This window comes from Micromonospora sp. NBRC 107095 (assembly GCF_030269705.1).
Classification (GTDB): Bacteria; Actinomycetota; Actinomycetes; order Mycobacteriales; family Micromonosporaceae; genus Micromonospora; species Micromonospora parva.
On record NZ_BSTU01000004.1, the window covers coordinates 180,516 to 197,452 of the forward strand.

Genomic DNA, 16,937 nt, shown 5'->3' on the forward strand with positions numbered 1-16,937 from the left:
TCGCCGTGTCGAGCGGTCAGCGGACCAGTTCGTTCGCCTGCTGCTGGGCGCGGTCCAGTGCCGACTTCAGGTCGGTCTTGCCCTGCAGGGCAGCGACGACGTTCTGCACGACCACCTTGCGAATGTCCGGTGTCTTGGCCTCGAACCCCAACACGATCTGCGGCAGGCTGGTCTCGGTGAGCCCGTCGAAGACGGTGAGGAACGGGGTCTCCTTGAGCGTCTCCGCACTGCGCTGCGTGGTGGTGGCGACGCTGCTCGCGCCGAGGATCTCCTGCAGCTTGACCTGGTTCTGCGGCTCCAGCGCCCACTTGATGAAGGTGCCCGCCTCCTCCTGGTGCTCGCTCGCCTCGTTGATCACGATCGGGGCGAGGATCGCGCCCTGCTTGCGGACCGGGAACGGGATGGGGGCGACGCTGAAGTTCAGCTTGGCGTTCTGGCCGCGGGTGGCGGTCACGTAGCCGCCGTTGTTGAGCTCCATCCCGACCTTGCCCTCGGCGAACATCCGCCGGAACGTCGCCGCGTCGGCTCCACGCGGGATCACGTTCGCGTCGTAGAGGTCCTTGAACGCCTGCAGGCCCTTGAGGTTCTCGGGCGAGTTGATGGTCAGGTTCTTCCCGTCGGACCAGGCACCGCCGAAGCCGTAGACGTAGTTGAAGATGTCCTGCCAGACACCGGCCTCCTCGGCCTCGGTCTGGCGGAACGCCAGGCCGAAGACGTCGCCCTTGGTCAGCGACTTCGCCGTCGAGGTGAACTGCTCGAAGGTGGTCGGCGGCGTCGGGATGAGGTCCGCGTTGTAGAACATCGCGTAGTTCGACGCTTCGAAGATGACGCCGTGCCGGACACCGTCGTGGACCATGAACTGGTCCGGTTGCTTGAGCAGGTCGTACTTGCTGGCGTCGATCACCTTGTCCAGTGGCGCGACGAGGCCGGCGTCCGAGGCCGCCTCGAACTCGGGCATGTCGAAGCGGACCAGGTCGGGGCCCTTGCCGCTGCCCATCTGGGTGAGCACGGTCTGGCCGAAGGTCGGGTACGGCACCGCGGCGGCGGAGACCTGGACCTTGGTCTGGCTCTGGTTGAACTCGTCGAGCCATTTCGTCAACAGGGGCCCGCGGCCGGGGTCTCCGAAGGTCGAGGCGGCGAAGGTCAGTTTGGTGACGCCGTCACCGGAGTCGCCGTCCGAGCCGCAACCGGTCAAGAGAGCGGCAACCAAGCCCAGGGCACATGTCGCCCTGACGATGCCGAAGCGAGAGCGCTGATTACCCATCGTTACTCCACTGTTACAAGTTGGCGTCCAGGGGGTGAAATTGCAACGATCGTAGCGCCATGTGCAACGGTGTCAAGTGGCGATTGCGCATCGCGTCATCTATATTGCATAATATGCAATGACAGCGACGGCGCTATCCGTCGCGCGAGGGGAGAAACAGCCTTGGCGCAATCGATTCGTCGCGCGATCGACCTCATCCGTCGATCCGCGGAGCACCCGCTGTCCCTTACCGAGGCTGCGGACGTGCTCGGCGTCCACAAGTCCACAGCCCTGCGCATCCTGCAAACACTGGAGTCCGCGCGCTTCGTCCGTCGGACCGGCGCGGGCACCTACGTGCTCGGCAGCGGCCTGATCGAGTTGTCCGAGCTCGCGCTCGGCTCGATGGACCTCCGCCAGCCCGCGGCCGCGCACCTTCGTGCGCTGCAACGCGAGACCGGCCACACCGTACACCTGGCGCAGCTGACCGGCGACGAGATCATCTATATCGACAAGGTGGACAGCCCGGCGTTCGACGCCGTCAAGCTGCCGTCACGGGTGGGACGCGCGGTGTCGATCTACGCCAGCGCCGTCGGCAAGACGATCCTGGCGTACCTGCCCCGGCAGGAACGCGACCGCCTGCTCTCCCACGTCGTCTTCGAGAAATTCACCGACACCACCTTCACCGACCACGACGCCCTGGAAGCCGAACTCGCCCGCATCCAGCAGTGCGGCTGGGCCATGGACAACGGCGAGCACGACGCCTACGTGATGTGCGTGGCCGCGCCGATCCGGGATTCACGGGGGCAGGTCATCGCCGCCGCCTCGATCACGGCGATCGAGGTCATCGCGAGCCTCGACCAGCTGAAGGGCAACCTTCCGCTGCTGCTGGAGACCGCCAACAAGATTTCGTACGAGCTCGGCTACGCGCCGGCAGCGGCAGCGAGCCCGGACGGTGACGGCCACGGCGCGACCTGAGCGCGCCCGGCTCGGACGCTCACCGCGTCGTCGGCGCCGACCCGCCGGTGATCCGTTGGTGTTCGTCGGTCTCCATGTCGATGAAGGCCTGGATCATGCCCCGGTAGATCCGTTCGATCAGATCCGGGTCGGCGCCGGCCTCGCCCGCCAGCGCGCGGACCCGGGTCACCACCTGCGCGACGCGCTCCGGTGCGCGGACCGCCCGACCGTCGCTCTTGAGCGGGGCAGCCTGCCGGACCAGCGCCTCACGTCGGGCGAGCAGGCCGACCAGGTCACCGTCGAGTTCGTCGATCCGAGCGCGGATCTCGGTCAGCGTCACCGCGGTCTCTGCCACGCAGGAAATCCTCGCACGACGACCACACGATCAGGCGACCCTTTCGCCGGCCGACGCGCCAGTTGCCCGCTTTCGCCCTAATCTCGACACGTTCACGTTCGCCCCGGCACGGCAACCACGGAGGATGGCGATGGGCGCAATGCCACGACGTCAGTTCGTCAGACTCTCCGGGACCGCCGGCGCCACGGGGCTGCTGGGTCTGGTCGGCGCGGATCGGGTGTTGGCCGATGGGGGCCCGGCCCCCGAGCCGTCCCCGTCACCACCCGCAGGCCCCGGCGCCACCGCCTGCCCCACACCCTCGGCCCTGTGTGGTTACCCGACCGACACCGGGGGCAGGTACGACCTGTGGGACCGGGTCCAGGTGTGCGAGGGCACGAAGACCGGCCCACCGTTTCCCCAGTGCCTGCGCACGACCCCCACCTACGTCATCCTCAATGGAGGGTCGGGGTCGAACCACGACTTTCTGCTCGTCCCCAGTTGCCGGATCAGCGGCATCGAATGCCCGTTCATCACCACCGCCAGTGCCCCGAACTACTGGCTGGAGGCGTGGAACAACGCACAGCCGGGGCAGCCCGGGCACGTCGTCTACCCGCACGTCGGGCTGGGCGTCAACTCCGCCGACCCGACGATCCGGATGCAGGACCAGCTGCACATCCACCTGGCCGGCATCCACTCGGGAATCCAGACGCAACTGAACAACCACGACAGTGCGATCAGCAACGATCCGTCGCGGTGGCGCAACCAGATCGTGCCGATCTGGGGCCTGACCAGCACCGGCCTGCCCGCCCCCCGCTCGTACCGGGTGCTGCACGTCGCGAACCTGAACGGGAACCTCTTCCGGCTCCTCCTGGACAGCGTGGTACGGCCGACCGGGTCGACCATGGCGGCGCAGATGCTGGCCGTGACACCCCGACTGACCGGTAGCGGCGGGTTCTACGTCCTGAACAGTGAGCCCGGCCTGCCGGTTCCGGCCGGGCAACCCGGTGGCACGGGCACCGTCGACTTCCTGCTCGCGTACGCCTGAGGGGTCGACCCGGGGTCAGCGGGCGGCGGCGCTGCCGGTGCTGGCGCCGGCACGAAGGCCCTGATCGATGAAGTTGATCAGCCAGCTGAAGCTCTCGTCGACGGACGTGTCGATCTGGAACCCGCCGGCCGCCTCCAGGGTCGCGAACCCGTGCAGGACACTGCGCAGCGTCCGCATGGCGTGGATCTCCTGGCCCGGGTCCAGTCCGTACCCGCTGAGCATGGCCGCCCAGGAGGCGAGCACCCGCTCGCTGGCCGGGATGAACGGGTCGTCGGGGCCGGTCGGGCGGACCGCGTTGGCCGCCGCGTACCGGCCGGGGTGTTCCCGCACGTACGTGCGCATCGCCTGCGCCCCCGCGGCGAGCGCGTCGCTGCCGGACCGACCCTGGATGGCGTCGCGGATGACGTCGCCGGCCTCGGTCATGGCCAGAATCGCGATCCGGTGTGCCAGGTCGGCCTGGCTGCTGACGTGCTTGTAGAGGGAGGGGGTCTTGATCCCGAGCCGTTCGGCGAGCAGGCCCATGCTGAGGTTGTCGAAGCCGACCTCGTCGACAAGCGCGGCGGCGGCTTCGGTGACCGACGCCGGGGTGAGCCGGGCCTTAGGCACTGGTCAGCGTCCGGGCGAGGAAGGGCAGGGCCAGGGCGACGACCTCGTCGGGCGTTTGGGTGTGCGGGTAGTGTCCCGCTCCCTCGATGACGGCCAGCTCGCCGAGCCCCTGCGGCAGGTCGGCAATGATGCGTTCGCCCTCGGCCCGCGGGTCGGCCCAGTCGGGGTCGACGCTCCCCTGGATCACCAGGACCGGGCAGGTGACGTTGGGTAGCTGCCGACCGGCGTCGGCGGCGCTGGTCTTGGCCATGGCCTGGAGAACCTTCATCCGGCCGGGCTCACTCATCTTGGCCTCGATACGCGCCAGCTCGCTGTCCCAGTCGGCGGGCTTGGTCGGAATCGCCAGGTTGAGGTAGTTGCGCCAGCTCGCCACACTGCCCCGCAGGAGCACCTGCGCCAGGTGCAGGTAGCCGGCCCGGAAGCGCTTGACCCGCACCAACCCGCCGAGGTCGGCGGACTGCGCGCGGGTGAACGGCGCCAGCTCGATGACGCCGGAGATCACGTCGGGCGCGGTGGCCGCCGCGATGGTCGCGGCACCACCGCTGATCGACTGTCCGATGATCACCGCCGGGCCGCCGAGGTGGCGTACCACGGCGACGAGATCGCCAGCGATGTCGGTGCGGCTGTAGCCGTCCCAGCCGAGGCTGGAGTCACCGCAGCCGCGGATGTCGACGGTGGCGACCCGGTATCCGGCCGCGGCCAGGACCGGAGCGACGAACCGGTACGAGTGCCGGCTGTCGCCCATGCCGTGCGCCAGGACGACCAGTGGCCCGTGCCCGGTGAGGTCGTAGGCGATGGTGTTGCCGGAAATGTCCAGATGTTCGATCATGATGGCTCCAGGGCAGGCTAATGCGATTAGCTTAAGGCTAACCTCATTAGCCGCAGACGGCAAACGACCGACGCGACTACCCGCCGCCACCCAGGCCGAGCTGGGGATAGAGGGCATCGGGGGCGACGACCGCTCCGGCCGGCCGGACGACGGTGACCGTCGACCCGAAGTCGCTGTAGCGCAGCGACGCGTTCGGCAAACCACTGGCCTCTGGCATCAGGAAGCTGACCAGCCGGCCCTCGGCGTCCAGCATCGCCCGGAACGGGTGCCGCCGTGCGCTGTCCGGAAAGACACCACCGGGATCGAGCCGGAAACTGATCCCGTTACCGACGCCGATCCGGGTCGCGTCGACCGTCCCGGTGATCTGACGGCCGTCGGCACGTGCGGTGACGATCGCGTCGATGAGACGACCTGAGCCGCCGGAGTCGTTCCTGCCCGGTGCGAAACTCAGGGCGAAACCCGCCGGCACCCGGGCCGGGTCGAGGACCATCCACTGGTCGCCCACGCCCCGCAGGAGCTGACCGGCCTTCAGGTAGACGTCGTCGTCGATCATCCGGATCTCGATCGTCCCGCCCGGAGCCGTGGTCGTGGCGGTCAAACGCTTGTTGACGTTGTCGGTGTGCGACAGCGAGGTGATCTGGCTGGCGATGTCGACATCGCTGCGATAGCTCGTCTGATTGACGAACGCCGTGCCCGCCCGCAGCAGACCGACCGCCTCGGCGGTGCCGGCGGGGTCGACGCTGGCGGTCGGCTCCGAGGCGGTTCGAGGTTCCGGGTCGCGCTCCGCCCGCGTGCCGACCGAGCAACCCAACAGAAGCAGGCCCACAGAGATGCCGGCCAGCGTGGCTCGACGCGTCATGGCCATCACGGTAGGCGCGGCCCGCAAGGTGTGGTGACCCGTATAGTGCCGCGATGGAAACGGACCCGGTACGGCAGGCTTACACGTCCGTCGCAGAGCTGTACATCGAGCTGTTCGGCACCAAGGAGCACGTACACCCCGACGACCTCGCTCTCATCGAGCGACACCTGGGGGGTCGACAGGGCCCGGTGCTCGATCTGGGCTGCGGGCCCGGCCACCTCACCGGTCACCTTCGGGCACTCGGTGTCGACGCGGCGGGGATCGACCTGGTCCCCGAGTTCATCGCGCACGCGCGGGCCACCCACCCGGACATCGAGTTCCGGCTCGGGTCGCTGGCCCACCTCGACGTCGCCGACGCGTCCGTCGACGGCATCCTGGCCTGGTACTCGTTGATCCATCTTCCGCCGCGGGAGCTCGACGGCGCACTCGCCGAGTTTCGTCGGGTGCTGGCCCCGGCCGGGCGGTTGGTGCTGGGCACCTTCTCCGCCGACGAGGTCGGCGCCTTCGACCACAAGGTCGCGACCGCCTATCGGTGGCCGCTCGACGCGCTCTCCGAGCGACTCACCCACGCCGGCTTCCGGGAGGTCGAACGCCTACCGCGAGCCGACGACGACCAGCACCGGCCGCATGCCGCCATGGCCGCGGTGGTGGTGTGAGGCCGCCGAGGGCCGGCCTCCCCTCCCGGGAGGCCGGCCCTCGCCCAGCTGCGCACCCGCGTGCAACCGGGCGTCCGGTTGGGCGGCAGCACCCTCAGGCGTTGAGCTTCCCAGCGATCTTGACGACCCGCGAGGCCATGTGGTCCAGGGCGGCGAACTGGGCGTCGCCCAGCGGGGCGTCGTTGTTGCCGCCGGTGACGTGCGAGACGCCGTACGGGTTGCCGTCGGCGAACTTCAGCGGGTCGGTGTAGCCCGGGGCGACGACCAGACCGCCGAAGTGGTGGACGGTGTTGTAGAGCGCCAGCAGGGTCGACTCCTGGCCGCCGTGCGCGGTCATGGACGCGGTGAAACCGGCGTACACCTTGTCGGCGAGCAGCCCCTGCGCCCACTGCGGGCCGAGGGTGTCGATGAACTGCTTGAGCTGGCTGGCGACGTTGCCGTACCGGGTGGGGGTGCCGAACAGCACCGCGTCGGCCCAGACGACGTCGTCGGCGGTCGCCTTCGGCTCGTTCTTCGTGGCGTCGAAGTGCTGGCTCCAGGCGGCGTTGGAGGCGATGGCCTCTTCCGGGGCGAGTTCCGGAACCTGACGCAGTCGCACCTCGGCACCGGCCTTCTCACCAGCCTCGGCGAGGCGCTTGGCCATGGCGTGCAGGGTCCCGGTGGACGAGTAGTAGATGACGGAGAGCTTGGTCATCGGAGGCATCCTTCCCAAAAGTATTTGCTGTCGATAAATTTGCGGCCGCAACAATCTCGACTCTAGCAGTCACCTCGCGGCACCCCAACGTCCTGCCCATGCCCGCCGCCGTGACGGAGCACACCACCCGACGGGCGCATTCCCACGTCACGATCCGTCCGGAGAGGTGGCCGGCTGCTGCCCCGGCCAGAACGGCCACTCCTCGAACGACCGGCACCGGCCGTCGTCAGCGAACCGGATGACCCACAGGTCGCGGTACTCCTGCTCGACCGGGTCGCCGTAGCGGACCTCCTGGCGCGACACGGCGGTGTCACCCTCGACCGCGACGATCTCCGTGGTCATCTGGAACACCTCGTCGGGACCCTTGCGCTGCTTCTCCCACATCCGGGCGATGGCCGGCAGTCCGACGACCGGCGTCCAGTACGGGCCCTGCTGGTAGCTCGCGTCCTCGGTGAAGAGCCCGACCAGGCCATCCGTGCCCGGCGTACGCCAGAGTCGCTCGTAGGCGGCGAGCCAGTTGTCGACGTTGGTGCGGTCCATGGAATTCACCTTGCCACCCCGGCGGCGGCCAGCCGGGCGAACCCGCAGGCTGCGGGTGGTGCGGGCAGGGTCCCGTGAGTGCGGTGCAGGCCGGCCTCGACGCCGCAAACCTTGACACCGAACGGCATATCCCGCCAGACTTCCCGATGCTAATTCGATTTAGCGTCCATCGAAGCCCTCGACTGCCAGTGCCCGGACCAGACCGCGACGTGCGACCACAGAGGAGTCTTCGCGCATGAGGGAAACGACCGGAAGACGCAGGCTCCGGCTTGCGATCTCGATTCTCGCGTTCACGGCACTCGCAGCGGGGGCCGTCGTCCCCACGCCAGCTGCCGCCGCCGGCAGGCCCACCCCCGCCCCGGGCGCGACCGTCAAGGCGGACCGCACCTCACCCACCGGCTACACCGTCACGTTCGTCTACCGCAATCCGCACGCCACCCAGGTCCGCCTCGCCGGTGACCTGACCCTGCTCGACGTCAACACCGGCACCACCCGCTACCAGCCGGAAGAGTGGCAACCGGGGCGCTACCACTCCGGAGGCACCGAGTTCCTCCGCGACATGACCAGAGACCCGAAGGGGAACTGGTCGGTCTCGGTCCCGCTGCACGCCGGAGGCCTCAGCTACTGGTACCGGGTCTGGGACCCGAGCCAGGGCTGGGAGAACAAGCGCATCTGGGATCCCGCCTCGACGAACCCGCGACCGCCAGGCGAGTCCTCGTTCCGGGTCAGGAACAACGACGTTCTCGACGCCGTGTCCGTGCCGTACGCCGCGAAGCAGAACGACCCGGTGCTCAAGGAACGCGCGGCCTACGAGTTGCCGGTGGCCGACCGCGCGAAGCGGGGCACCGTCACCTACATCCCGTACACCACGATCCTGGGCGACAGCGGCCACTACCTCGGCGTGTATCTGCCGGCCGGCTACGACGCCAACCGCGCGCAGCCGTACAAGGTCGCGTACCTCGCGCACGGCATCTTCGGCGACGAGACCGACTTCATGGTCCCCGCGAACGTCCCGAACATCCTGGACAACATGATCGCCAAGGGCGAGATCGAGCCCACAGTGGTCGTCACCATGGGCAACCACTTCACGGGCGCCAGCCTCGGCTTCGCGTCCTACAACCAGACCAACGCGGCCAACAACCTGGTCCAGACGATCCTGCCCCTCATCGAGGGCAGCTACAACGTCTCGACCGAACGCTCCGGGCGCGCCTACGCGGGGTTCTCGTACGGCGGGATGACCGGCGGCGTCGTGATCAGGAACTACCCGACCACCTTCGCGTTCTACGGACACTTCTCCGGCAACCCGTCCCTCACCACCGGGGACTACGATACCATCGCCAACGCGGTCGGAGACGATGACCTCTCCGTCTTCCTCGGCAACGGCGTCTTCGAGGGCAACCTCAATGCCCAGAACGCCATCGCGGACAACTTCCGGGCCCGGGGGTACGCCGCCGCGACGGCCCAGGTGCCCGGCGCGCACGACGGGATGACGGCGGGCCAACTGTTCACGATCTTCGCCCGGGACCACCTGTGGTCCGGGGTGGACTCGGTGTCGGTGACGCCCGCGTCGGCGAACCTGACGACAGGTTGGAACTGGACCAGGCAGTTCCGCGCCCAGGTGACGACCAACGAGGGCGTGAGCCCGGCGGTGACGTGGTCGGTGCGGAGGGCGACCTCCCCGGACACCACCATCTCCGCGGCGGGTCTGCTCTCGGTCGCCGCCACTGAGACCGCGTCGTCGCTCACCGTGGTGGCGACGTCGGTGATCGATCCGACCAAGTCCGCTTCGGCCCAGGTCACAGTGGTGCCGCCGGGTACGGCACGGGTCGTGGTGAAGGCGAAGGCCGCGCCTGCCTCGGTCGTTCGCGGTGGCACGTTCACCCTGCACGTCGGCGTACGGGCACAGTCGCCGCGCCCGAAGGCTCCGGCGGTGACCGGCGAGGTCGCCGTCACCTTCGGTGGCGCTACCCACGTGGTGGCCCTGCGCGATGGTGCGGGAGTCGTCGACCTGCCGACCGACGGACTGTCCGCGGGGGTGTACCCGGTGCACGTCGCCTACTCCGGTGACCCGGTGCACGCCCCCACCGCAGCCGTCCACCAGCGGCTGCGGGTTCGCTAGACGAGCAGGCGGGGTGGGCCGGCGGCCTTCCGGCGTCGGCCCACCCACCGTCAGCCGACCGTCCGGACCGTCAGCTCACCCCCCGAACCGCCTCGATGATCGACTCGGCGACCTCGCTCGGTTGGGCCACCGCCATCGCGTGCGACCCGCCGACGACCTCGCGCTGCCCCCGAGGGTTGGCCCGCTCGGCCATGAAGCGGTGCGCCTCGACCGGGATGTTCTTGTCCAGGTCCCCGAACACGAACCAGCTGGGCAGCGACCGCCAGGCAGGGTCTCCGGTGAGCTGGTCCCCCAGGGCCTGCTCGGTGATCGGCCGCTGGGTCCGGGCCATCAGCGCGGCCGTGTCGCCCGACGCGTCCGCGCAGAACTGCGCGTGGTACCGGTCCTGGGCGATCGCCACCTCGTTGCCACCTGTCGACACCGGGTACTGCACCAGCGTGTCGGCCAGGGTGCTGCCGGGGAACTTGCCCGACAGCGCCAATGCCGACTCTCCGGTGTCCGGGGCGAAGGCGTTGACGTACACGAGCGCCCGCACCGAGGTGTCGCCGGCCGCGGCCTGCGTGATCACCATGCCGCCGTACGAGTGGCCGACGAGGACGACCGGTCCACCGATCCCGCGGACGACGTCCCGCACGTACGCGGCGTCGCCCGCGACGCTGCGCAGCGGGTTCGCGACGGCCACCGAGTCGTACGCGGCGCCCATTCGCTCGAGCACTCCGTTCCAACTCGCCGACTCGGCGAACGCGCCGTGCACGAGCACGATGGTGGGCTGTGGATCAGGCATGACTGGTGCCCCCTCACTCCGTGAAGCTGTTCACCGCCGGTCGCACTGGTACGCCTGGATACCCGTCACGCGAATGTGAAACGTCCGGTCCCGGCGGCTTGCACCGGTCCTGCCGACGCGTCGGTTTTGGCCGGCGAGCCAGCGCCGTAAGCTGCATCGACCCCGATGGGCAGGAGGCTGCGGTGGCAGCGACGACGAGCACAGCGACGGTGGCCGAGGTGATGGCCGAGTTGACCGAGCTGGCGGACCCGAGGGCACGCGAGGTGAACGCCAGACACGGTGACGATCATGGTGTGCACCTCGGCGCGCTTCGGGCACTCGCGAAGCGGCTGAAGACGCAGCACGATCTCGCGCGCCAGCTCTGGGCGACGGGTGACTCCGCGGCGAGACTGCTGGCGACCCTGATCTGTCGTCCCAAGGCGTTCACGCGGGACGAGTTGGACGTCATGGTGCGCGAGGCGCGCACCCCGAAGGTGCACGACTGGCTGGTGAACTACGTGGTGAAGAAGAACCGGCACGCCGACGAGCTGCGGCTGGCCTGGTTCGCCGACGCGGATCCCGTGGTGGCGAGCGCCGGCTGGGCGCTGACCACCGAATGCGTGACGAAGAGGCCCGAGAGTCTCGACCTCCCGGGACTGCTCGATGTGATCGAGACCGAGATGGCGGACGCGCCGGATCGCCTCCAGTGGGCGATGAACCACTGCCTGGCGCAGATCGGGATCGAGCACGTCGAGCACCGGACCCGGGCGATCGACATCGGCGAACGCCTGGGGGTGCTCAGGGACTACCCGACCTCCCCCGGCTGCACGTCTCCGTTCGCGCCGACCTGGATCACCGAGATGGTCCGCCGCGCGCGATAGACAGGCCCTTCCCGGCCGAGCCCTCAGGAACGGGGTCGACGCCGTCCGTCACCCGTCCCTATAGTGAGTTCCATTATGGGACTTACTACTTTCTGGCGGTGGTGGGTCGCCGGCACGACCAGCCATCTCGGCTCGGCGGTCGGCGCGCTGGCACTGCCCCTGACCGCGCTGACCGTGCTGCACGCGTCGGCATTCGAGATGGGTCTGATCACCGCGGCGGGCTATCTGGCGTACCTGCTGATCAGCCTGCCGGCCGGGGTGATCGTGCAGCGCGTGCCGCTGCGCGGCATGCAGGTCGGCCTGGACCTGGTCCGGGCCCTCGCCATCGCGTCGGTCCCGCTGGCCTGGTGGCTCGACATGCTGACCGTGGCCCAGCTGATCGCTGTCGCCCTGGTGGTGAGCTTCGCCAACGTGCTGTTCGACGTGGCGAATCAGACGTTCCTGCCGGAGATCGTGCCGGCCGCACAGTTGCAGGCCCGCAACAGCCTCACCTCCGGCACCCATGCCGCCACCACGCTGGGCGGGCCGTCCCTGGGCGGCTTCGCGGTGCAGCTGCTGGGCGCGGTGCCGACGCTCCTCGTGGACGCCGTCAGCTATCTGCTCTCCGCGGTGTTGCTGCGCACCCTGCCGGCTCGCCGGGTGCAGCGATCAGCCGAGCGGCCACCGATGGTCACGATGATCCGGGAGGGCTGGCACTTCGTGCTCCGCCACCCGATCATCGGCCCGGCCATGTGGGACGCCACCGCGACGAACTTCGTCAACGGCGCGATGCTGGCCCTCTTCCCGTTCTACCTGGTGCGCGAGCTGCACGCATCGCCGGTCCTGGTCGGGCTGCTGATCGCCACCGACGGTCTCGGCACACTCATCGGCGCCGCGCTGACGACCCGCTTCACCAACCGGTTCGGCACCGCCCGTGGCCTGATCATCGCGGCCTTCGTCGGCGTGGCCGGCGCGCTCATCATCCCGCTGGGCACCGGCACCGCCGCATTCCTGGCCTTCGCCGCCGGCAACCTCATCTTCGCCAGCTCCACAGTGGTGCTGAGCGTGACCACCCGCACGTACCGGATGCTCGCCAGCCCACCGGAGCTGCTGTCCCGGGTGATCGCCACTGTCAAGTTCGTCTCCTGGGGCGCCATCCCGGTCGGTGGCCTGCTCGCCGGCCTCCTGGCCGGGCCGCTCGGCGCCCGCACCACCCTACTGATCTTCGGGGCGCTCACCGTGCTGTCCCCGATCATCTACCTGTCGACGCCGATCCGCCGCCTGCGTGACCTGCCACTCGACAGCGCGCCGGCCCCCACCGGAGCCCGGGTGTGAAGACCACCCCCGCTCCGTCCACAGTGCTCGCCGCAGACATCGACAGAAGGTGTAGCCAACTGTTCACCGGGGCAAGAACCCGCCCATGGATCAAGCGCCCCTGTGGCACGGGCACCTGCCCGGCCAGCGGCACCGCAGCGGTGAGCCGGGCCGGGTCGGGCCGGCGACGTCACTGTCGACGGCCACCGGCTGATGCGGTTGAGGCACAGCCTTCCCCCGGTGGCGCTCGGGGCGGCGGCGCTCGGGGCGGCCCTGGGCGCCGGCCCCGCCCACGCCGACAGCCCGTCGCCGTCGCGTCTCACGCCGCTGGAGATCGCCACCTCGCCGCAGGCCGTCACGGTTTCGGTGGACGATGTCGTCGAGGTGCAGCTGAATGTCCCACTGCCCGTGCCGACCGCTGTCGTCCCGCTGCCCCTGCCGTCGATAGAACCGCTGCCCCTGCCGTCGGCCGTGCCGGTGCCGACACTGTCGACCACGCCGGTGCCGACCCCCAGGCCGTCGTCGACCAGGCCGGCCACCACCGCACCACGTCGTCCGGCCCGTACCCCCTCGTCGCCGCGCACCACACCGCCGGCAGCCGCCCCGGCCCCGCCTGCCGTTCACGTTGACGCGTCAGCGCCGTCGACGCCGGTGCCGTCGAGGGTGTCCCCGGGCGGAGCCCACGGCAGGTCCGACGGCCGGGCGTCGGATCGGGCGCGGGCGACGGCGGCCACCGTCACCGGTGAGCGGCCCGTCCCGCCGGCCCGTCCCGCACCGGGGCCACCGGCGTTCGTCGTGGCGTTCGCCACGGGACCGGCCACCACCAGCACCGGCGGCGCCGATCCACCCACGTCGACAGCCGAAGCTCCGCCACCCACCCCGCTGCTGCGGGTCGGGCGCACCGTCAGCGCCGTCGACCTGCGCGCTACCAGCCGACCGGTGGAGCGCGGCCCTCCCCCACCCCGGCAGCTCCTGATCACCCATTCACGTCCACGACGTTGATCAGGAGAGACTCATGGAAATCGCCGTCATCTGGATCCCCGCCGACATCGAGCCGTCGGAGCCCGCCATCGCGAAGTGTCTGCACCACCTCCGCCGACACTCGTACCGGTTCGCGGGAACCGTGCGGGCACCGTGGGAGACCGTCGAACAGAGCATGATCGACGGGGAAGTGGATGTCGTCGTCATCGCCGATTTCGCCCACCTCCCGCCGGACCGGTCCCCCCGGATCGAGCTGGCCAGCGGAGACGATGCGGACGGGGGCCAGCCGGCTCCCGACACCCAGCTGCACTGACACCACGAAGCGCCCCGTCCGCAACGAACGGGGCGCTTCGTCGATCTGGTCGCAGGTCGGTCACGGGGCAACTCGCCCCGCCGATGGCCGGCCTCGTGGCGGGGTCAGGCCGCGACGGCCGCCCGGACGTCGTCGTCGGCGTCGCGCAGCCGGGCCGCGGCCTCCTCGGCGGTGCAGTTCGCCAGCAGCAGCACGATGGCCGTCTTGGCGTGCCCGTGCGCCGCCGCGAGCGCCCGCGCGGCGGTGTCCAGGTCGGTGTCGGCGGCCTCGGCGACGATCCGACGGGCCCGGTCGACGAGCTTCTCGTTCGTGGCGTTCATGTCCACCATCAGATTGCCGTAGACCTTGCCCAGCCGGGCCATCGCGGCGGTCGAGAGCATGTTGCAGACCAGCTTCTCGGCGGTGCCGGCCTTGAGTCGGGTGGAGCCGGTGAGCACCTCGGGCCCGGTGGGCACCTCGATGGCGACGTCGGCGTGCCGGCTGGTCACCGCGCCGGTGTTGCAGGCCACCGAGACGGTCGCCGCGCCGCGCGCGCGGGCGTGGTCCAACCCGCCGACCACGTACGGGGTACGGCCGCTGGCGGCGAGCCCGACCACCGTGTCGCGGGCGGTCAGGCCGACCGCGTCGAGGTCGGCGACGGCGCGGGTCGGGTCGTCCTCGGCGCCCTCGACGGCGACACCGAAGGCGCGTGCCCCGCCGGCGAGCAGTCCGACGACCCGATCGGGCGTGGTGCCGAAGGTGGGTGGGATCTCGACGGCGTCGAGCATGCCGATCCGGCCGCTGGTGCCCGCGCCGAGGTAGATCAGCCGTCCGCCCTGGCGGAGCGACGCCACGATGACGTCGACGGCGGCGGCGATGTCCGGTACGGCCCGGCGGACGGCCTCGGCGACCGTCTGGTCCTCGTCGTTCATCGCGAGAAGCAACTCGGTGGGAGACATCCGGTCGAGGTCGCTGGTCTTGTCGTTGCGGGTCTCGGTGCCGAGGGTGCTGAGGTCCACGGGGTGCTCGTTCCTCTCGCTGGTGTGCAGTCGCCGGCCGGCGGGGCGCGGATCTCCGGTCGCCCGGCGGCCCGGGACGGCTCGTCGTCGAGCGCGTCCTCGCGGCCCGCCGCCACGGCCAGGCCGCGGCGCAGCTGCGAACAGTCCCCGTATCAGCAGGCTGAAACCTCAGCGTAACCAGCCCGGACGGGCGGTGGCAAAAAGTTTCGCGTTACCCTGGTCGAACGTCACTTCTTGACAATTGCTGGTTGGGAGCGAGCCGTGCGTCAACTCGACCTCGTCGTGATCGTGCTGTACCTCGTGGTGATCGCCTTCGTCGGACTGCGCCTGTCCGGCAAACAGAAGTCCGCCAAGGACTACTTCGTCGGCGAGGGCCGACTGCCCTGGTGGACCGTCTCGTTCTCCGTGGTCGCCACCGAGACCAGCGTCCTGACCGTGATCAGTGTTCCCGGCGGCGCCTACAGCGGTCAGGGCTTCGGCAACGTCGAGCTGGCGCTGGGCTACGTCATCGGTCGGGTCGTCGTGGCCGCGGTGCTCATCCCGCTGTACAAGCGGGGTGGGTTCGTCAGCGCGTATCAGTACCTCGGTGAGCGGTTTGGCCTGAAACTCCAGGGTCTGGCGTCGGTGACGTTCGTCTTCACCCGCCTGCTCGCCGAGGGTGTACGGCTGTTCGCCTCGGCCATCCCCATCAAGCTGCTCCTCGACGAGTTCGGGCTGAACGTCAGCTACCAGGCCATCATCATCGTGCTCACGCTCATCACAGTGGTCTACACCTACCTCGGTGGCATCAAAGCGGTCATCTGGACCGACGCCATCCAGATGGGGCTGTACCTGGGCGGGGCGATCCTGGCCATCGCGGTACTCAGCCACGCCGTCGGCTTCGACGGCTACTCGCAGGCATTCGACGCCGGCAAGTTCCAGCTCTTCGACACCAACTTCGACCTCGCGCACGTGCTCACCAGCCCGTTCGCCCTGCCGACCGCGATCATCGGTGGCGCGATCTTCGCGATGGCCAGCCACGGGTCGGACCAGCTGATCGTCCAGCGCATCCTGTCCACCCGGACGCTGCGCGAGGGACAGCAGGCGATGATCTCCTCGGGCATCTTCGTGGTGATCCAGTTCGCGGCCTTCTCCCTGGTCGGGGCGCTGCTGTGGTCGTACAACAAGGGTCAGAGCTTCAAGGAGCTCGGCCTGGCCAGTAGCGACAACCTCTACCCGAGCTTCATCCTGCACGCCCTGCCGGTCGGCATCTCGGGTCTGCTGGTGGCCGGCATCCTCGGCGCCGCGATGGGTTCGCTGTCGTCGGCGCTGAACTCGATGTCGAACTCCACCGTCGCCGACTTCATCCACAGCTTCTTCCGCACGGTCCCGTCGGACGACGTGATGCTCCGACTCGCCCGGGTGATGACCCTGGTCTGGGCGGTGCTGATGGCGATCTTCGCCTGCGCGTTCAGCTCCAGCACCGGAAACGTCTACCTGACCGGTCTGACCATCGCCGGCTACACCTACGGGGCACTGCTCGGGGCCTTCCTGCTCGGCCGCCTGGTCAAGCGGGCCAACCAGGTCGACGCGGTGATCGCCTTCCTGGTCACCGTGGCGGTGATGACCTACATCGTCCGCTACGTCAAGATCGATGTGACGACGGCCGGGACCACCACCGCCACCGCCATCGCCGCGCAGTGGCTGGTCCCGATCGGCGTCCTGATCACCCTGGTCGTCGGCGCGGTGTCGAGCCGGTTCCACCCTGCCCCGGAGACGCCGTACGACCATGGACGCACCGACGAGGTCGACGACGCCGCGGCGCCCGCCGGCCGGGCATGAAGGAGGAC

Annotated in this window: 18 protein-coding genes; 9 read left to right on the forward strand and 9 right to left on the reverse strand. The window is 69.6% G+C overall.

Annotated elements, in window-relative coordinates:
- Positions 1-16: 16 nt before the first annotated feature.
- The gene (locus tag QSK15_RS20770) at positions 17-1,210 is read right to left on the reverse strand and encodes an ABC transporter substrate-binding protein (protein WP_285795821.1); all 1,194 of its coding nucleotides are present in this window, start codon (positions 1,208-1,210) and stop codon (positions 17-19) included.
- Between the two features lie 123 nt (positions 1,211-1,333).
- Here QSK15_RS20770 and QSK15_RS20775 point away from each other — a divergent pair, with 123 nt between their 5' ends.
- Positions 1,334-2,218, forward strand: coding sequence for an IclR family transcriptional regulator (locus QSK15_RS20775; protein ID WP_285795822.1), 885 nt, complete (start codon positions 1,334-1,336; stop codon positions 2,216-2,218).
- A 19-nt stretch (positions 2,219-2,237) separates the two neighbouring features.
- On the opposite strand, the gene QSK15_RS20780 is transcribed toward QSK15_RS20775, so the two are convergent.
- Positions 2,238-2,552 carry a chorismate mutase gene (locus QSK15_RS20780; RefSeq protein WP_285795823.1) on the reverse strand — a complete coding sequence of 105 codons (315 nt, stop codon included), beginning with the start codon at positions 2,550-2,552 and terminating at the stop codon, positions 2,238-2,240.
- A gap of 130 nt (positions 2,553-2,682) precedes the next feature.
- Here QSK15_RS20780 and QSK15_RS20785 point away from each other — a divergent pair, with 130 nt between their 5' ends.
- Positions 2,683-3,576, forward strand: a complete 894-nt coding sequence (locus tag QSK15_RS20785; RefSeq protein ID WP_285795824.1) for a CDP-diacylglycerol diphosphatase — start codon at positions 2,683-2,685, stop codon at positions 3,574-3,576.
- A 15-nt stretch (positions 3,577-3,591) separates the two neighbouring features.
- On the opposite strand, the gene QSK15_RS20790 is transcribed toward QSK15_RS20785, so the two are convergent.
- The 3 genes from QSK15_RS20790 to QSK15_RS20800 form a co-directional block, all read right to left on the reverse strand.
- Entirely contained in the window at positions 3,592-4,182 is a 591-nt protein-coding gene (locus QSK15_RS20790; protein WP_285795825.1) for a TetR/AcrR family transcriptional regulator, read from the reverse strand.
- Positions 4,175-5,011 carry an alpha/beta fold hydrolase gene (locus tag QSK15_RS20795; RefSeq protein ID WP_285795826.1) on the reverse strand — a complete coding sequence of 279 codons (837 nt, stop codon included), beginning with the start codon at positions 5,009-5,011 and terminating at the stop codon, positions 4,175-4,177. Before QSK15_RS20795 ends, QSK15_RS20790 begins: the two co-directional genes overlap by 8 nt.
- A gap of 76 nt (positions 5,012-5,087) precedes the next feature.
- Positions 5,088-5,870 (reverse strand): hypothetical protein, encoded by a 783-nt coding sequence (locus QSK15_RS20800; protein WP_285795827.1) that lies wholly within the window; start codon positions 5,868-5,870, stop codon positions 5,088-5,090.
- A gap of 53 nt (positions 5,871-5,923) precedes the next feature.
- Here QSK15_RS20800 and QSK15_RS20805 point away from each other — a divergent pair, with 53 nt between their 5' ends.
- A complete protein-coding gene (locus QSK15_RS20805; RefSeq protein ID WP_285795828.1) occupies positions 5,924-6,526 on the forward strand; it encodes a class I SAM-dependent methyltransferase in 603 nt (200 codons plus the stop codon).
- 94 nt (positions 6,527-6,620) lie between these two features.
- Here QSK15_RS20805 and wrbA read toward each other — a convergent pair whose 3' ends face one another.
- Complete coding sequence (gene wrbA / locus QSK15_RS20810) at positions 6,621-7,229, reverse strand: NAD(P)H:quinone oxidoreductase (protein ID WP_377618450.1); 609 nt, start codon at positions 7,227-7,229, stop codon at positions 6,621-6,623.
- Between the two features lie 138 nt (positions 7,230-7,367).
- Positions 7,368-7,760 (reverse strand): nuclear transport factor 2 family protein, encoded by a 393-nt coding sequence (locus QSK15_RS20815; RefSeq protein ID WP_285795830.1) that lies wholly within the window; start codon positions 7,758-7,760, stop codon positions 7,368-7,370.
- A gap of 235 nt (positions 7,761-7,995) precedes the next feature.
- Between QSK15_RS20815 and QSK15_RS20820 the strand changes: the two genes are divergently transcribed.
- On the forward strand, positions 7,996-9,879 hold the full coding sequence (locus QSK15_RS20820; protein WP_285795831.1) for an alpha/beta hydrolase-fold protein: 1,884 nt from the start codon (positions 7,996-7,998) through the stop codon (positions 9,877-9,879).
- Between the two features lie 70 nt (positions 9,880-9,949).
- Here QSK15_RS20820 and QSK15_RS20825 read toward each other — a convergent pair whose 3' ends face one another.
- Positions 9,950-10,663 carry an alpha/beta fold hydrolase gene (locus QSK15_RS20825; RefSeq protein WP_285795832.1) on the reverse strand — a complete coding sequence of 238 codons (714 nt, stop codon included), beginning with the start codon at positions 10,661-10,663 and terminating at the stop codon, positions 9,950-9,952.
- Positions 10,664-10,845: 182 nt separating this feature from the next.
- On the opposite strand from QSK15_RS20825, the gene QSK15_RS20830 reads away from it, so the two are divergent.
- The 4 genes from QSK15_RS20830 (at position 10,846) to QSK15_RS20845 (ending at position 14,110) form a co-directional block, all read left to right on the forward strand.
- Positions 10,846-11,523 (forward strand): DNA alkylation repair protein, encoded by a 678-nt coding sequence (locus QSK15_RS20830; RefSeq protein WP_285795833.1) that lies wholly within the window; start codon positions 10,846-10,848, stop codon positions 11,521-11,523.
- A 75-nt stretch (positions 11,524-11,598) separates the two neighbouring features.
- A complete protein-coding gene (locus QSK15_RS20835; RefSeq protein WP_285795834.1) occupies positions 11,599-12,837 on the forward strand; it encodes an MFS transporter in 1,239 nt (412 codons plus the stop codon).
- A 219-nt stretch (positions 12,838-13,056) separates the two neighbouring features.
- The gene (locus QSK15_RS20840; RefSeq protein ID WP_285795835.1) at positions 13,057-13,818 is read left to right on the forward strand and encodes a flagellar biosynthesis protein FlhF; all 762 of its coding nucleotides are present in this window, start codon (positions 13,057-13,059) and stop codon (positions 13,816-13,818) included.
- 13 nt (positions 13,819-13,831) lie between these two features.
- Positions 13,832-14,110 (forward strand): hypothetical protein, encoded by a 279-nt coding sequence (locus QSK15_RS20845; RefSeq protein WP_285795836.1) that lies wholly within the window; start codon positions 13,832-13,834, stop codon positions 14,108-14,110.
- 104 nt (positions 14,111-14,214) lie between these two features.
- Here QSK15_RS20845 and murQ read toward each other — a convergent pair whose 3' ends face one another.
- On the reverse strand, positions 14,215-15,108 hold the full coding sequence (gene murQ, locus QSK15_RS20850; protein WP_279515889.1) for an N-acetylmuramic acid 6-phosphate etherase: 894 nt from the start codon (positions 15,106-15,108) through the stop codon (positions 14,215-14,217).
- Between the two features lie 261 nt (positions 15,109-15,369).
- Between murQ and QSK15_RS20855 the strand changes: the two genes are divergently transcribed.
- Entirely contained in the window at positions 15,370-16,929 is a 1,560-nt protein-coding gene (locus QSK15_RS20855) for a sodium:solute symporter (RefSeq protein ID WP_285795837.1), read from the forward strand.
- Positions 16,930-16,937: the final 8 nt, after the last annotated feature.

What these genes read in the sequence shown, in the direction of transcription:
- QSK15_RS20785 (WP_285795824.1), top strand. Translation starts at nt 2,683, where the DNA reads ATGGGCGCAATGCCACGACGTCAGTTCGTCAGACTCTCCGGGACCGCC.
- QSK15_RS20795 (WP_285795826.1), bottom strand. Translation starts at nt 5,011, where the DNA reads ATGATCGAACATCTGGACATTTCCGGCAACACCATCGCCTACGACCTC.
- QSK15_RS20800 (WP_285795827.1), bottom strand. Translation starts at nt 5,870, where the DNA reads ATGACGCGTCGAGCCACGCTGGCCGGCATCTCTGTGGGCCTGCTTCTG.
- QSK15_RS20805 (WP_285795828.1), top strand. Translation starts at nt 5,924, where the DNA reads ATGGAAACGGACCCGGTACGGCAGGCTTACACGTCCGTCGCAGAGCTG.
- wrbA (WP_377618450.1), bottom strand. Translation starts at nt 7,229, where the DNA reads ATGCCTCCGATGACCAAGCTCTCCGTCATCTACTACTCGTCCACCGGG.
- QSK15_RS20815 (WP_285795830.1), bottom strand. Translation starts at nt 7,760, where the DNA reads ATGGACCGCACCAACGTCGACAACTGGCTCGCCGCCTACGAGCGACTC.
- QSK15_RS20820 (WP_285795831.1), top strand. Translation starts at nt 7,996, where the DNA reads ATGAGGGAAACGACCGGAAGACGCAGGCTCCGGCTTGCGATCTCGATT.
- QSK15_RS20825 (WP_285795832.1), bottom strand. Translation starts at nt 10,663, where the DNA reads ATGCCTGATCCACAGCCCACCATCGTGCTCGTGCACGGCGCGTTCGCC.
- QSK15_RS20835 (WP_285795834.1), top strand. Translation starts at nt 11,599, where the DNA reads ATGGGACTTACTACTTTCTGGCGGTGGTGGGTCGCCGGCACGACCAGC.
- QSK15_RS20845 (WP_285795836.1), top strand. Translation starts at nt 13,832, where the DNA reads ATGGAAATCGCCGTCATCTGGATCCCCGCCGACATCGAGCCGTCGGAG.